Source organism: Streptomyces sp. 8L (assembly GCF_020176795.1).
Taxonomy (GTDB): domain Bacteria; phylum Actinomycetota; class Actinomycetes; order Streptomycetales; family Streptomycetaceae; genus Streptomyces.
Map to the genome: position 1 here is coordinate 1 of NZ_JAIUKE010000055.1, position 13,948 is coordinate 13,948.

12 protein-coding genes are annotated in these 13,948 nt (G+C 71.7%); 6 read left to right on the forward strand and 6 right to left on the reverse strand.

What is annotated here, in order from left to right; translation table 11 throughout:
• Window positions 1–161: 161 nt before the first annotated feature.
• From LCE31_RS06665 to LCE31_RS06675, 3 genes are all read right to left on the reverse strand, one after another.
• Window positions 162–947 (reverse strand): aldo/keto reductase, encoded by a 786-nt coding sequence (locus tag LCE31_RS06665; RefSeq protein WP_225013082.1) that lies wholly within the window; start codon window positions 945–947, stop codon window positions 162–164.
• A gap of 269 nt (window positions 948–1,216) precedes the next feature.
• Complete coding sequence (locus LCE31_RS06670) at window positions 1,217–3,040, reverse strand: AMP-dependent synthetase/ligase (protein ID WP_225013052.1); 1,824 nt, start codon at window positions 3,038–3,040, stop codon at window positions 1,217–1,219.
• A 204-nt stretch (window positions 3,041–3,244) separates the two neighbouring features.
• The gene (locus tag LCE31_RS06675; RefSeq protein ID WP_225013053.1) at window positions 3,245–4,744 is read right to left on the reverse strand and encodes an MFS transporter; all 1,500 of its coding nucleotides are present in this window, start codon (window positions 4,742–4,744) and stop codon (window positions 3,245–3,247) included.
• Between the two features lie 122 nt (window positions 4,745–4,866).
• On the opposite strand from LCE31_RS06675, the gene LCE31_RS06680 reads away from it, so the two are divergent.
• Entirely contained in the window at window positions 4,867–5,874 is a 1,008-nt protein-coding gene (locus LCE31_RS06680; RefSeq protein WP_225013054.1) for an Lrp/AsnC family transcriptional regulator, read from the forward strand.
• A 65-nt stretch (window positions 5,875–5,939) separates the two neighbouring features.
• On the opposite strand, the gene LCE31_RS06685 is transcribed toward LCE31_RS06680, so the two are convergent.
• Window positions 5,940–6,821 (reverse strand): LysR substrate-binding domain-containing protein, encoded by an 882-nt coding sequence (locus LCE31_RS06685; RefSeq protein ID WP_374118419.1) that lies wholly within the window; start codon window positions 6,819–6,821, stop codon window positions 5,940–5,942.
• Window positions 6,822–6,953: 132 nt separating this feature from the next.
• Here LCE31_RS06685 and LCE31_RS06690 point away from each other — a divergent pair, with 132 nt between their 5' ends.
• Together LCE31_RS06690 and LCE31_RS06695 are read left to right on the forward strand one after the other, a co-directional pair.
• Window positions 6,954–8,024 carry a bile acid:sodium symporter family protein gene (locus tag LCE31_RS06690; RefSeq protein ID WP_225013055.1) on the forward strand — a complete coding sequence of 357 codons (1,071 nt, stop codon included), beginning with the start codon at window positions 6,954–6,956 and terminating at the stop codon, window positions 8,022–8,024.
• Window positions 8,025–8,150: 126 nt separating this feature from the next.
• Window positions 8,151–8,597 (forward strand): SRPBCC family protein, encoded by a 447-nt coding sequence (locus LCE31_RS06695; RefSeq protein WP_225013056.1) that lies wholly within the window; start codon window positions 8,151–8,153, stop codon window positions 8,595–8,597.
• A 202-nt stretch (window positions 8,598–8,799) separates the two neighbouring features.
• Here LCE31_RS06695 and fdhD read toward each other — a convergent pair whose 3' ends face one another.
• Complete coding sequence (gene fdhD, locus LCE31_RS06700) at window positions 8,800–9,639, reverse strand: formate dehydrogenase accessory sulfurtransferase FdhD (protein WP_225013057.1); 840 nt, start codon at window positions 9,637–9,639, stop codon at window positions 8,800–8,802.
• A 409-nt stretch (window positions 9,640–10,048) separates the two neighbouring features.
• Complete coding sequence (locus LCE31_RS06705; RefSeq protein WP_225013058.1) at window positions 10,049–11,029, reverse strand: 2-dehydropantoate 2-reductase; 981 nt, start codon at window positions 11,027–11,029, stop codon at window positions 10,049–10,051.
• Window positions 11,030–11,370: 341 nt separating this feature from the next.
• Here LCE31_RS06705 and LCE31_RS06710 point away from each other — a divergent pair, with 341 nt between their 5' ends.
• The 3 genes from LCE31_RS06710 (at window position 11,371) to LCE31_RS06720 (ending at window position 13,929) form a co-directional block, all read left to right on the forward strand.
• Window positions 11,371–12,723, forward strand: a complete 1,353-nt coding sequence (locus LCE31_RS06710) for an OFA family MFS transporter (protein ID WP_225013059.1) — start codon at window positions 11,371–11,373, stop codon at window positions 12,721–12,723.
• A complete protein-coding gene (locus LCE31_RS06715) occupies window positions 12,692–12,838 on the forward strand; it encodes an MFS transporter small subunit (RefSeq protein ID WP_225013084.1) in 147 nt (48 codons plus the stop codon). The genes LCE31_RS06710 and LCE31_RS06715 overlap by 32 nt, the downstream gene beginning before the upstream one ends.
• A 143-nt stretch (window positions 12,839–12,981) precedes the next feature.
• On the forward strand, window positions 12,982–13,929 hold the full coding sequence (locus LCE31_RS06720; RefSeq protein ID WP_225013060.1) for a beta-ketoacyl-ACP synthase III: 948 nt from the start codon (window positions 12,982–12,984) through the stop codon (window positions 13,927–13,929).
• Window positions 13,930–13,948: the final 19 nt, after the last annotated feature.

Genomic DNA, 13,948 nt, shown 5'->3' on the forward strand with positions numbered 1-13,948 from the left:
CTCCGCCTCAAACTGGCTCCACAACTCCCCAAAATACAACACCGCCCCCCCCGCCCCCCCGCCCCCCCCCGGGGGGCCCCGCCCCGGGGGGGGGCGCGGGGGGGGCCGGGGGCCCGTACGGTGTGGTGCGGTGCCCGGTGCGCGAGGCACCGGGCCCGGGATCAGTTGACCTCGGCGGGGTGGCCGCCCAGGCGCCTGCCCTCGTCCAGCGCGGCGAAGGCGGCCAGGTCGTCGTCGTCCAGCTCGAAGCCGAACACATCGATGTTCTCGCGGATGCGTGACGGCGTCACCGACTTCGGAATGACGACGTTGCCTAGCTGGAGGTGCCAGCGCAGCACGACCTGCGCCGGGGTCCTGCCGTGCTTGTGGGCGATCGCGGCCACGGTCGGGACCTCCAGCAGGCCCTTGCCCTGGCCGAGCGGGGACCACGCCTCGGTGACGATGCCGCGGCTCGCGTGCAGCGCCCGCGCCTCGGCCTGCTGGAGGTGGGGGTGCAGCTCGATCTGGTTGACCGCGGGCACCACGGACGTCTCGCCCGCCAGCACCTCCAGGTGCTCGGGCAGGAAGTTCGAGACGCCGATGGCGCGGGCGCCGCCGTCCGCGAGGATCTTCTCGAACGCCTTGAACGTGTCGACGTACAGGCCCTTGGCCGGCGTCGGCCAGTGGATCAGGTAGAGGTCGACGTAGTCGAGGCCGAGCCGCTTCAGGGAGGCGTCGAACGCCCGCAGCGTCGTGTCGTGGCCCTGCTCGGCGTTCCACAGCTTCGTGGTGACGAACAGCTCGTCACGGGCGACGCCGGAAGCCGCGATGCCCTTGCCCGTGCCCTCTTCGTTGCCGTAGACCGCCGCCGTGTCGATGCTGCGGTAACCCGCCTCGATGGCGGTGCCGACCGCGGCGGTGGCCTCGTCGTCGGGGACCTGCCAGACGCCGAAGCCGAGCTGGGGCATCTCGATGCCGTTGTTGAGTGTGAGGGAGGGGACCTGGCTGCTCACGCGGTGTCGATCCTTTTCGTCTTCGTCGGGTTCATCGGGTTCGTCAGGTTCTTCGGATGTGTCCCCGGGTCGCTGTGCGCGGCCCGGGTGCGGGGCGGGGCGCGCCTGCCCCGCGGTGCAGAACGACGGCCCCCGCGCGGGAATTCCCGGCCGCACCGCGATGTGGCACGCCTCACCGATCACCGCGATACGGCACCCCTCGGATCACCGCGGTGCGGCACCCCTCACCGGTACAGCGCCTCGACCTCTCTCGTGTACGCGGCCTCGATGGCCTTCCGCTTCAGCTTGAGCGAGGGCGTCAGCATGCCGTGCTCCTCGCTGAAGGGGTGGGCCAGAATCCGGAACGTGCGGATCGACTCCGCCTGCGACACGGCCGTGTTGGCGGCCACCACGGCCCGCCGGATCTCCGTCTCCAGATCCCCGTCGCGCACGAGGTCCTTCGGCCCGAGCTCCGGCTTGCCCTGCACCGACAGCCAGTGCTCGACGGACTCCTGGTCGAGCGTCACCAGCGCGGCCACGTACGGTCTGTCGTTGCCGACCACGATGCACTGGCCCACCAGCGGGTGCGCCCGCACCCGCTCCTCCAGCGCGGCGGGGGAGACGCTCTTGCCGCCGGAGGTGACCAGGATCTCCTTCTTGCGGCCCGTGATGGTGAGATAGCCGTCGTCGTCCAGATAGCCGAGGTCCCCGGTGGCCAGCCAGCCGTCGTGCAGCGTCTCGTCCGTGTTCTTCTGGTCGTCCAGGTATCCGGTGAACACGTTGGGGCCCTTCAGCCACACCTCGCCGTCGTGCGCGATGTGCACCGTCATGCCGGGGATGGGGATGCCGACCGTGCCGTACCGGGTGCGCTCGGGCGGGTTGGCGGTGGCCGCGGCGCAGGACTCCGTCAGCCCGTACCCCTCGTAGACGGTGACCCCGGCGCCCGCGAAGAACAGCCCGAGCCTGCGGTCCATCCCGGAGCCGCCGGACATGGCGTGCCGCACCCGGCCGCCCATCGCCGCGCGCACCTTCCCGTACACGGCCTTGTCGAAGAACTGGTGCTGAAGGCGCAGCGCCGCGGACGGCCCGGGGCCCGTGCCGAACGCCTTGTCCTCGACGGCCTCCGCGTACCGCACGGCCACGTCCACGGCCTTGTCGAAGGGGCCCGACTTCCCCTCGCGCTCCGCCTTGCGCCGTGCCGCCCCGTACACCTTCTCGAAGATGTAGGGCACCGCGAGGATGAACGACGGCCGGAACGAGGCCAGATCGGGCAGCAGGGCGCTCGCCCGCAGCTCCGGCTGGTGGCCGAGCTTCACCCCGCCGCGCACCGCGGCTATCTCCACCATGCGGCCGAAGACGTGGCTGAGCGGCAGGAACAGCAGCGTGGACGCCTGGTCGCCCGGCTTCGAGTGGAAGACGCCCTCGTAGCGCTCCACCATCGTGTCCGTCTCGAACATGAAGTTGCCGTGGGTCAGGACGCACCCCTTGGGGCGTCCCGTGGTGCCCGAGGTGTAGATGACGGACGCGCAGGACTCCGGTGTCACGGCGCCGCGGTGCCGCTCCAGGACGTCGTCGCCGAGGTGGGAGCCCGCCGTGCGCAGATGGTCCATCGCGCCCTTGTCGAGCTGCCACATCTGCTTGAGTTCGGGCAGCCGGTCGATGACCGAGCCGATGGTCATCGCGTGGTCCTCGTGCTCCACCAGACAGGCGGACGCCGCCGAGTCGTAGAGCATCCACAGCACCTGCTCGGCGGAGGACGTGGGGTACATGGGCACCGACTGGGCGCCGATCGTCCACACGGCGAAGTCGAAGACGGTCCACTCGTAGCGGGTCCTGCACATGATCCCCACCCGGTCCCCGAAGCGGACGCCGTCGGCGAGCAGTCCCTTGGCCACGGCGGCCACCTCGTCGCGGAACTCCGCGGAGGTGATGTCGTGCCAGATTCCGGCCTCGTCCTTGCGGCCGAGCGCGATATGGTCCGGGTTGTCGCGGGCATGATCAAATATGGTGTCGGCGAGACCACCGGAGGAGGCGGCCGCCACGAGGGGGGGAACGGTGAATTCGCGCAATGACTTGCTCCTTGTCGCGCTCCGCACAGCGCCGCGACGCTACCCCACCGCAGAGGGCGAAAAGAGCCCTTCGGGCGGCCGGAACAGGCGAAACCGCCCCAGGGGAGCGGCCGAAAATCGCCCATTCCGGCAGTGCACGGACAGACATCTGACTGAAGAGTAAGTACCGCGCGGGGGAATCTCCACCGAATCCGTACGCGTCGCTTACGACGCCGCGGCGGCCTTCTCCCGCTCCCGGGGAGCCGTCGCCTCGGTGTGCCGTGGTGTGCGTACCCAGATCAGCACCGCCGCACCCGCGAGCACCGCGAGGGCCCCCGCGACCATCATCGCGGTGTTCAGCCCCGACGCGAACGCCGAGCGCAGCGCGTGCTGCGGGACGGCCCCGCGCAGCGACGCGGCGCCCCCGCCGAGCAGCGCCCTCGCGGCGTCTCCCGGACGCGCCGCCGACCCGTGCAGCGCCGAGGCGATGCCGGACGTCACGACCGTGCCGAAGACGGCGATGCCCAGCGCGTACCCGAGCTGCCTGAAGGTGTTCAGCGCGCCGCCCGCCATGCCCGCCTCGCGCGGGGGCACCGACGCGAGCGCCGCCCCCGACAGCGCGGGCGACACCAGGCCCACCCCGACACCCGTGACCACGAGCCCGGCGCTCAGAGTCAGCCACGACGAGCCCGCGCCCAGCACGGCCTGCGCGAACTCGCCCGCGCCCACCAGCATCGTGCCGATGCCCACCGGATACCGGGCGGGCACCCCGTGCAGCAGGCGTCCGGAGACCGCCGACACCAGGAACGAGGCGGCCGCCAGCGGCAGCAGCGCCAGACCGCCCGTGATCGGGCTCATCCCGAGCAGCGTCTGGAGCCACACCGAGATGTACGCGAGGATCGTGAACGCCGAGGCGCTGAAGACCAGCGCCGTCCCCATCACCGTCACGAACGACGCCCGGCGGAACAGCGCCAGGTCCATCAGCGGCTGCGCGACCCGCCGTTCCACCAGCACGAACGCCACCAGCGCCAGCAGCGCGACCGCGCCCGTCACGCCGGTCGGCACCGACACCCACCCGTCGTCGCCCGCGCGCACCGCCCCGTACGTCACCGCGCCCGCGAACAGCGCGAAACACGCCGTGCCTGCCCAGTCCACCCGCCGGCCGGGGTCCCGCCTCGCCTCGCGCACGACGCGCAGCGTCAGCCAGACCGCGGCGACGCTCACCGGCAGGTTGATGAAGAAGATCCACCGCCAGCCGAGCCCCTGCGTCAGCACCCCGCCGAGCACGGGGCCGACCGCGGCGGCCGCACCGTTGACCGCGCCCCACACGCCCAGCGCGACGGACCGGTCCTTGCCCTGGTAGGCGGCGGCCAGCAGGGACAGCGTCGTCGCGAACATCGCCGCCGCGCCAAGTCCCTGCACCGCCCGCAGCGCGATCAGTTCGGGCGCGCTCGTCGCCAGGCCGCAGCCCAGCGAGGCCAGCGCGAACAGCGTCGTGCCCGCCGCGTATATGCGCCGCCCGCCCAGGACGTCGGCCGCCGCGCCCGCCGCGAGCAGCAGCGCCGCCAGCACCAGCGCGTAAATGTCCATCACCCACTGGAGGTCGCTCAGCGACGCCCCCAGTCCGCCGGCCATCGCGGGCAGCGCCACCACGACGATCGACACGTCCACCAGCAGCATGAACGTGCCGAGGCAGACCGCCACCAGCGGTCCCCACTTCCCCATGTCTCTCTCCGAACTCTCATCGGCCAACGGCCCATTCCGTTGCCCTACGATCGGTGCTGAAGAGCGGCTTCCGGTGGTTTCGGCCACCCCGGCGCCGATGTCCGACATCCAGGAGCGCGGCAGTGGCGGAACACCACACATTCGACGACCTGGACTTCCAGCTGCTGCACGCCTTCCAGATCGACGGCCGCGCCTCCTTCAGCCGGATCGCCACCGTCCTCGGCGTCTCCGACCAGACGGTCGCCCGCCGCTTCCGGCGCCTGACCGCGGAGATGGAGCTGCGGATCGTCGGTGTGCGGGACGCGGAGCTCCTCGGCCAGGACACGTGGATGCTCCGGCTGAGGGTCAAGCCCGACGCGGCCGACGCCGTCGCCCACGCCCTCGCCCGCCGGTCCGACACCAGCTGGATCGGGCTCACGTCGGCGGGCACCGAGATCGTCTGCACGACCTCCTTCTCCAGCGCGGGGGAGCACGAGGAGCTGATCCTCGGGAAGCTGCCGCGCACGCCGAGCATCACCGACATCCGGGCGCACCAGCTGCTGCACCGGTTCTTCGGCGGCCCCAACGGCTGGTTCGGCAAGGACGCCGTGCCGGACGCCGCTCTCGTCGCGGCGCTCACCCCCGCGTGGGCGGCGGACGGCGGCGAGCCGGCGGAGCCGCTGGACCGGGCGTCGCTCGACCCGGCGGGCGAGGCCATCCTGCGGACACTGGAGCGGGACGGCCGGGCGCCGGTCGCCGACCTGGCCAGGAACTCCGGACTCTCCGAGACCGCCGCCCGCCGCAGGCTCGACCAGCTGCTGCGCTCCGGCGGCGTCTACATCGACGCGGAGTTCTCCACCGAGGCCATCGGCTACACCAGCCACGCCATGCTGTGGGTGACCGCCGAGCCCCGGGCCCTGGACGCGGTGGGACGGGCCCTGGCCCGGCAGCCCGAGGTCGCCGCCGTGTTCGCGACGACCGGCGAGAGCAATCTGACGGCCGTCGTCATCTGCCGGGGCGTCGCCGAGCTCTACCGCTACCTGAACCGATCCGTCGGCCGCCTCGACGGCGTCCAGCGCGTGGAGGTCTCACCGGTGCTGCGCCGCATCAAGCAGCTGACGTACGAGGACGGCGGTCGCCGCCGCCCCTGAGCCGGGCCCCAGGCGGGGCGTCGGCACGGCGCGCCGGGACGGCGCCGGGCTCCCGGCGGCGGGGGTCAGCCGCCGTCCGGCACCGGGTGCAGCCGGTCGCCGCCCGTCAGGATCGCCTTCGCGAGGGCGTCCGCCGCGTCGCGTGCGGGCGAGGGCCGGGCGTCCCGGGGCCGCAGCAGTACGAAGTCGACGTCGCCGAGATCGGGCAGCCCGGCCCGGGCAGGGATCGGGACGAGACCCGGCGGAATCAGGCCGCGCGTGTGCGCCATCGCGCCGAGCCCGGCGCGCGCGGCGGCGATCAGCCCGCTCAGGCTGGAGCTCGTACAGGCGACGCGCCAGGGGCGGCCCGCCCGCTCCAGAGCCTGAAGGGCCCGCGCCCGCGTGATGCCGGGCGGCGGGAAGAGGATCAGCGGTACGGGGCGGTCCGGGTCGATCCGCAGCCGGGGCGCGCCGATCCAGGTCAGCGTCGAGCGCCAGACCAGTTCGCCCTGCGCCGCGCCGGTGCGCCGCTTGGCCAGCACCAGATCGAGGCGTCCCGCGGCCAGCCGCTCGTGCAGGATTCCGGACAGCTCGACGGTCAGCTCCAGGTCCACCTCCGGGTTCTCGGCGCGGAAGGCCTCCAGGATCTCCGGCAGCCGCGTCAGGACGAAGTCCTCGGAGACGCCGACCCGCAGCCGGCCGCGCAGCCTGGTCCCCGTGAAGAAGGCCGAGGCCCGCTCGTGCGCCGCGAGGATCGTCCCGGCGAAGCCGAGCATCGCCTCGCCGTCCTCCGTCAGCTCCACGCTGTGCGTGTCGCGCGTGAACAGCGGGCGGCCCGTCGCCTCCTCGAGCCGCCGCACATGCTGGCTCACCGTGGACTGCCGCAGGCCCAGCCGGCGGGCCGCCTGGGTGAAACTGAGCGTCTGGGCCACGGCCAGGAACGTGCGCAGCTGAGCGGGGTCGTACACAAAGACCAGGTTAGACGGGTCTCCGGCCGGTCATCGTGATCCGTGATGACAGTCAGAGCCGTACACCGGATTCCCGATCATGCGCCCCGGGCCGATCATGGGGAGGCACGACCTGTACCGAGAGTGGAGCACATGAACCGCCGCACGCTGAAGATGCCCTCCTGGCTGCCGATCGACCCGTACATCCTGGCGCTCCTCGGGACGGTGGGCCTGGCGGCGCTCCTCCCGGCCTCCGGCGGTGCCGCCCATGTCGCGAGCGGCTTCTCCACGGGAGCGGTGGCGCTGCTGTTCTTCCTCTACGGCGCGCGCCTTTCGACCCGGGAGGCGCTCGACGGCTTCCGGAACTGGCGGCTGCACCTGACCGTGCTGGTCTGCACGTTCGTCGCGTTCCCGCTGCTCGGCCTGGCCGCCAGGAGCCTCGTACCGTTCCTGCTGACGCCGCAGCTCTACAACGGCCTGCTGTTCCTGTGCCTCGTACCGTCGACCATCCAGTCGTCCATCGCGTTCACGTCCATCGCCCGGGGCAACGTCCCCGCCGCGATCGTCGCCGGGTCGTTCTCCAGCCTCGCGGGCATCGTCATCACGCCGCTGCTGGCCGCCGGGCTGCTCGGCGGCGGCTCTGTCGGCTTCTCGGCGGACTCGCTGGTCCAGATCCTGCTCCAGCTGCTCGCGCCGTTCGTCGCGGGCCAGCTGCTGCGCCGCTGGATCGGCGGGTTCATGGCGCGGCACAAGACGGTCCTCAAGTTCGTCGACCGGGGATCGATCCTGCTGGTCGTCTACACGGCCTTCAGCGAAGGCATGGTCGCGGGCATCTGGCACCAGGTGACCGTGGTGCGGCTGCTGGAGCTGATGGCCGTCGAGGCGGTCCTGCTCGCCGTGATGCTCATGCTGACCTGGCAGGGTGCGCGCCGGCTGGGGTTCGCCAGGGACGACAGGATCGCGATCCAGTTCGCCGGGTCGAAGAAGAGCCTGACCTCGGGACTGCCGATGGCGAGCGTCCTGTTCGGGCCGCAGGCGAGCCTCGCCGTGCTGCCGCTGATGCTGTTCCACCAGATGCAGCTGATGGTCTGCGCCGTGATCGCGAAGCGCCGCTCCCGGGACCCCGAGGCGCGGGAGAGCGAGCAGCACACGCGCGTGGTCGGCGGATCGCCGCCCGCGCGGGAGGCCGCGGCCGAACCGTCGAGGACCGCAGGCCGGCCGTAGGGCCTGGCGGCGACGCCGCGCCGTCCCTGCGCGGAGGCGTCCCGTGCCCGCGCTGCGGGCGGGCGGGAGCTCTGGAACGATGGGCGGTGCGACAGCCTCGGGGCGGACCAGCACGGGAGGAACGAGATGGCCGGACAGTTCGAGGCCACCGTCGACATCGACCGCCCGGTCGAGGAGGTCTTCGCCTTCCTCGCCGACGGCGAGAACGATCCGAAGTTCAGTCCCCGCGTCATGGAGATGCAGCGGACGACGCCCGGCGCCACCGAGGTCGGCACGGTCTACGCGAGCACCGTCAAGGACGCCGGGATGACCACCCACCGCGTCTTCCGCATCAGCGAGTTCGACCCGCCGCGCCGTATCCGCTGGACGGAGACCTCCAAGAACATGGTCACGGTCCCCGAGGGCGGCTACGACCTGGAGGCCGCGGACGACGGTACGACGCACCTGCGCGTCTTCAACAACATGGAGGGGCACGGCGTGGGCAAGCTCCTCGCCGGCTTCGCCCTGAACGCCGCCCGCAAGGACGGCGACGCGTTCGCCCACCGCATCAAGGACGCCGTCGAGGGCGCCTGACCGGGGCCTGACTCGGGGGCTTCGCGTCCGGACCCGGGCAGCCCGGCGCCCGGATGTCCCGGGCCGAGGAAAACCGGTGGTCCGGTGGTCGACGCCGGTGGTCGACGGCCGGACCGCGAAGTGGGGCCCGGGAACGGACCGGCCCGGCCGGCGCAGGGGGCGCTCCCCGCCGGCCGGGCCTCATCCCGTGACGCGAGGCGCGTCACACCCCGGTGTGGAGGGCGATCCGTTCATCGCCCGCGTACACGTTCATGGAGGGGCCGCGCAGGAATCCCACCAGCGTCAGCCCCGTCTCGGCCGCCAGGTCGACGGCGAGGGACGACGGCGCCGAGACCGCCGCGAGCACCGGGATGCCCGCCATGACGGCCTTCTGCGCCAGTTCGAAGGACGCGCGCCCCGACACCAGCAGGATCGCCCGCGACAGCGGCAGCAGGTCCTCGCGCAGGGCCCGCCCCACGAGCTTGTCCACCGCGTTGTGGCGGCCGACGTCCTCCCGTACGTCCAGGAGTTCGCCCGACTCGGAGAACAGCGCCGCCGCGTGCAGACCCCCGGTCCTGTCGAAGACCCGCTGCGCCGCGCGCAACCGGTCGGGGAGAGCCGCGAGCAGAGCGGGCTCGACCAGGACCGGGGGCGTATCGGCGATCTTGAACCGGGCCGTCGTACGCACGGCGTCCAGGCTGGCCTTGCCGCACAGCCCGCAGGACGACGTCGTGTAGACGTTCCGCTCCAGCGTGATGTCCGGGACCGGGACCCCGGGGGCGAGCCGCACGTCGACCACGTTGTACGTGTTCTGCCCGTCGTCCCTGGCGCCCGCGCAGTACACGATCGACTGCACGTCCGCCGCCGAGGCCAGCACCCCCTCGCTGACGAGGAAGCCCGCGGCCAGCGCGAAGTCGTCGCCCGGCGTGCGCATGGTGATGGCGAGGGCCTTGCCGTTCAGGCGGATCTCCAGCGGTTCCTCCGACACCAGGGTGTCGGGGCGGGCGCTGACCGCGCCGTCCCGGATGCGTATCGTCCGCCGTCGTTCGGTGACCCGTCCCATGTGATCAGTCCTACTCGTATCTCTTCCGCGCCGCCAGACTTCCGCCGGCGCTGCCGTACCCGCCTGCCCGCGTATCCGTGTATTCGCGTATCCGCGTATCCGCGTATCCGTCGAGACAGGACCGGCTCCTGGCGCGGGGACCGTCCGGTCACCGCCTCGTTCGTGCTGTCCTGCTGTCCACAGTAGGCGCGCCCGGCCGCCGTCCGCGCCGGACGACAGCCGCCTCGGCGCGGGCTCCCGGGGGAGGCGGCGCGCGTCGCGCGCCTCCCCCGGGCGATGGCCGGCGGTCCGCCCCATTGCATACAGTATTCGCTGGGTGGAGTCCCAACGGAAGCCTGTGGACCGGGATTTGTGACGGCTTGCTCGTGCACGGTGGCGGCCGTCGGCCATCGGCGGTGTGACCGCCGGGTCAGGCGGCGGCGAGCGCCGTACCGCGGGCGAGCAGATCGGAGATGGCGGCGACCGTGCACAGGGTCGGCACCGGTACGCCGGTCAGGCCGGCGAGTTCCACCACGGCGGCCAGCAGCACGTCCAGTTCGAGCGGCTTGCCCTTCTCCAGGTCCTGGAGCGTGGAGGTGCGGTGGTCCCCGACGCGTTCCGCGCCCGCGAGCCGCCGTTCGATGGAGATCGCGGGGCGGCAGCCCAGGGACCGGGCGACCGCCAGGGTCTCGGCCATCATGAGTTCGATGACGCCCCGGGTGGAGCGGTGCAGGCACATCTCCCGCATGGTCGCCCGGGTCAGGGCGCTGATCGGGTTGAAGGAGATGTTGCCGAGGAGCTTGATCCAGATGTCGTCGCGCAGCTCGGGCTCGACCGGGCACTTGAGCCCGCCCGCCCGCATGGCCTCGCTGAAGTCGAGACAGCGGCGCGAGACCGTACGGTCCGGCTCGCCGATCGAGAACCTCGTTCCTTCCAGATGCCGGACCACACCGGGCGCCGCGAGCTCCGTCGCCGCGTAGACGACGCACCCGACGGCGCGTTCCTGCGGCAGTACGGCGCTGACCGAGCCGCCGGGGTCGACGCTCTCGATCCGCAGGCCGTCCTGTGGCCCCCCGTGGCCGTGGAAGTACCACCAGGGGATGCCGTTCTGCGCCGCGACCACCGCCGTCGAGTCCTTGAACAGCGGCTCCACCAACGGCCCGCACGCCGCGTAGGAGTTCGCCTTCAGGCCGAGGAACACATAGTCGGCGGGGCCCACATCGGCGGGCCGGTCGGTGGCGTGGACGTGCGCGGTGAAGTCCCCGCGCGGACTGAGCACGCGGACTCCGTGCTGCCTCATGGCCGCGAGGTGCGGTCCACGGGCGATCAGATGGACGTCGGCGCCCGCTCTGTCGAGCGCGGCTCCGACGTAGGCGCCGATGGCTCCGGCGCCCACAATGGCGACTTTCACGTGGGGCTCTCCATTCGGTTTGAGGGAGACCGAGAGAAGCGTCACACTCCGAGTCCATGCCGACTTCCATGTCGACGATATACTGTCTACAGTATGGGTTCTGTGCCGACAAGCCTTCCGGCGCAGCCCGGGCCCTCCCGTTCCCTTTTGTTTGCGAGCTGTTGACCGGCGTGCGCGCCGGTCCGCCGTCATGCCGCCGTGACGCTTCCGCGGGCTCCGCCCGTGCGGGCCCGGCCGTCCCGGCCACCGCGGTAACGACCCCGTCAAGCTCCCGGAACGTCATGAACACGCCGTGACACAGTTCTTCCCAAGAGCCGTTCCGCTTCTTAGAGTTCGCTGCCATGACACCCCCAATCGCACCGGCCGGCTGGAGCCGATGGCTGGTGCCGCCCGCGGCGCTGGCAGTCCACCTCTCCATCGGCCAGGCCTACTCCTGGAGCGTGTTCAAGCCGCCACTCGAATCCGCGCTCGGCCTCTCGGGAACGCAGAGCGCGCTCCCGTTCCAGCTCGGCATCGTGATGCTCGGCCTCTCCGCCGCCTTCGGCGGCACCCTGGTGGAACGCAGAGGCCCGCGCTGGGCGATGACCGTCGCGCTGATCTGTTTCTCCTCCGGGTTCCTGCTGTCCGCGCTGGGTGCGGAGACGCGGCAGTTCTGGCTGATCGTCCTCGGCTACGGGTTCGTCGGCGGGGTCGGCCTCGGCATCGGCTACATCTCGCCCGTGTCGACGCTCATCAAGTGGTTCCCCGACCGGCCGGGTACCGCGACCGGTATCGCGATCATGGGCTTCGGCGGCGGCGCGCTCATCGCGTCGCCCTGGTCGCAGGCGATGCTCGACCACTTCGGCGCCGACAGCGACGGCATCGCGCTGGCCTTCCTCGTACACGGCCTGGTCTACGCGCTGTTCATGTCGCTCGGCGTGTTCCTGATCCGGGTGCCCCGGCCGAAGCCGGACGCGCCGACCGTGCCGGGCGCGGAACCGGGCGCCGTCATGCTGATCGGGGCCGTGCAGGTGTCGGCGAAGTCGGCGCTGAAGACCCCGCAGTTCTGGTGCCTCTGGATCGTCCTGTGCATGAACGTCACCGCGGGCATCGGCATCCTGGAGCGCGCCGCTCCGATGATCACCGACTTCTTCGCGAACACCTCGGCCGCCGTGTCCGCCTCGGCAGCCGCCGGATTCGTCGCCCTGCTCTCCGCCGCCAACATGGCGGGCAGGATCGGCTGGTCGTCGCTGTCCGACCTGATCGGCAGGAAGAACATCTACCGGGTGTACCTGGCGGTCGGCATCATCATGTACCTGTTGATCTTCCTGGCCGGTGACGCCGCCAAGCCGCTGTTCGTCATCTGCGCGATGGTGATCCTGTCGTTCTACGGGGGCGGGTTCGCGACCCTCCCGGCGTACCTGAAGGACCTCTTCGGCACGTACCAGGTCGGCGCCATCCACGGCAGGCTGCTGACCGCGTGGTCCGTCGCCGGCGTCCTCGGGCCGCTCATCGTCAACCGGGTCGCGGACGCCCAGTCGGACGCCGGGAAGTCGGGAGCGCAGCTGTACGGCGTCTCCTTCGTCATCATGATCTGCCTGCTCGCCGTCGGGCTGATCGCCAACGAGTTCGTCCGGCCGGTGAATCCGCGCCACCACATCGCGACACGGAAGGAGACATCCGATGGCCATGCCGGCGCGGAACCCGGAGTCTGAGGCGGGACCGAGGCGCGGCGGACTGATCGCCCTCGCCTGGGTCTGGGTCGGGGCTCCGTTCGCCTACGGAGTGTACGAACTCGTGCTCAAAGCCAAACAGCTGTTCACCGGTTGACCTTGTCGCGTCAAGGGGTTGGGCCAAGGATGATGCGGTCCCTCCAAGCGGCGGGGAGGAATCCTGTCGATTCACCTGTCTTCGTACTGGTGAGTCGCTGACGAGACTGGAAGATCCAGCCTCGACAGCTAAGGGGGTCCCGCGTGACAGGTACGCGTATCACCGCGCTCGGGCACTATCAGCCCGCCAAGGTGCTCACCAACGACGATCTCGCGGGCATGGTCGACACCAGCGACGAGTGGATCACCAGTCGGGTCGGCATCAAGACCCGGTCGGTCGCGGGGCCCGACGAACCCGTGGACGAGCTGGCCGCGCACGCGGGCGCCAAGGCGCTGGCGGCGGCCGGCCTCGTCCCCGCGGACATCGACCTCGTCCTCGTCGCCACCTCCACCGCCGTCGACCGCTCGCCGAACATGGCGGCCCGGGTGGCGGCCCGGCTCTCCATGGCGTCGCCCGCCGTGCTGGACATCAACGTCGTCTGCGCGGGCTTCACGCACGCGCTCGCCATGGCCGACCACACCGTACGGGCGGGGGCGGCCTCCCGCGCCCTGGTCATCGGTGCCGACGAGATGACGGCCATCGCGGACTGGACCGACCGCTCCACCTGCGTCCTGATGGGCGACGGCGCGGGCGCGGCCGTGGTCGAGGCCGTGGGGCCGGGCGAGAGCCCCGGCATCGGCCCCGTGCTGTGGGGGTCCGTGCCGGAGATGAGCACCGTCGTACGGATCGAGGGCGTGCCGTCCCGGTTCGCCCAGGACGGGCAGTCCGTCTACCGCTGGGCCGTCACCGAACTGCCGCCCGTCGCGCGCAGGGTGTGCGAGCGCGCAGGCGTCCTGCCCGAGGAGCTCGGCGCGGTCGTGCTGCACCAGGCGAATCTGCGGATCATCGAGCCGGTGGCCCGGAAGATCGGCGCCGTCAACGCGGTGATCGCGCGCGACGTCGTGGAGTCGGGCAACACGTCGGCCGCCTCGATCCCCATGGCGCTGTCCAAGCTCGTCGCCAAGGGGGAGGTCGCCTCGGGCGCGCCTGCCCTGCTGTTCGGCTTCGGCGGGAACCTCTCCTACGCGGGCCAGGTGATCCGCTGCCCCTGACCTCTCGGCTTGGTGGCCT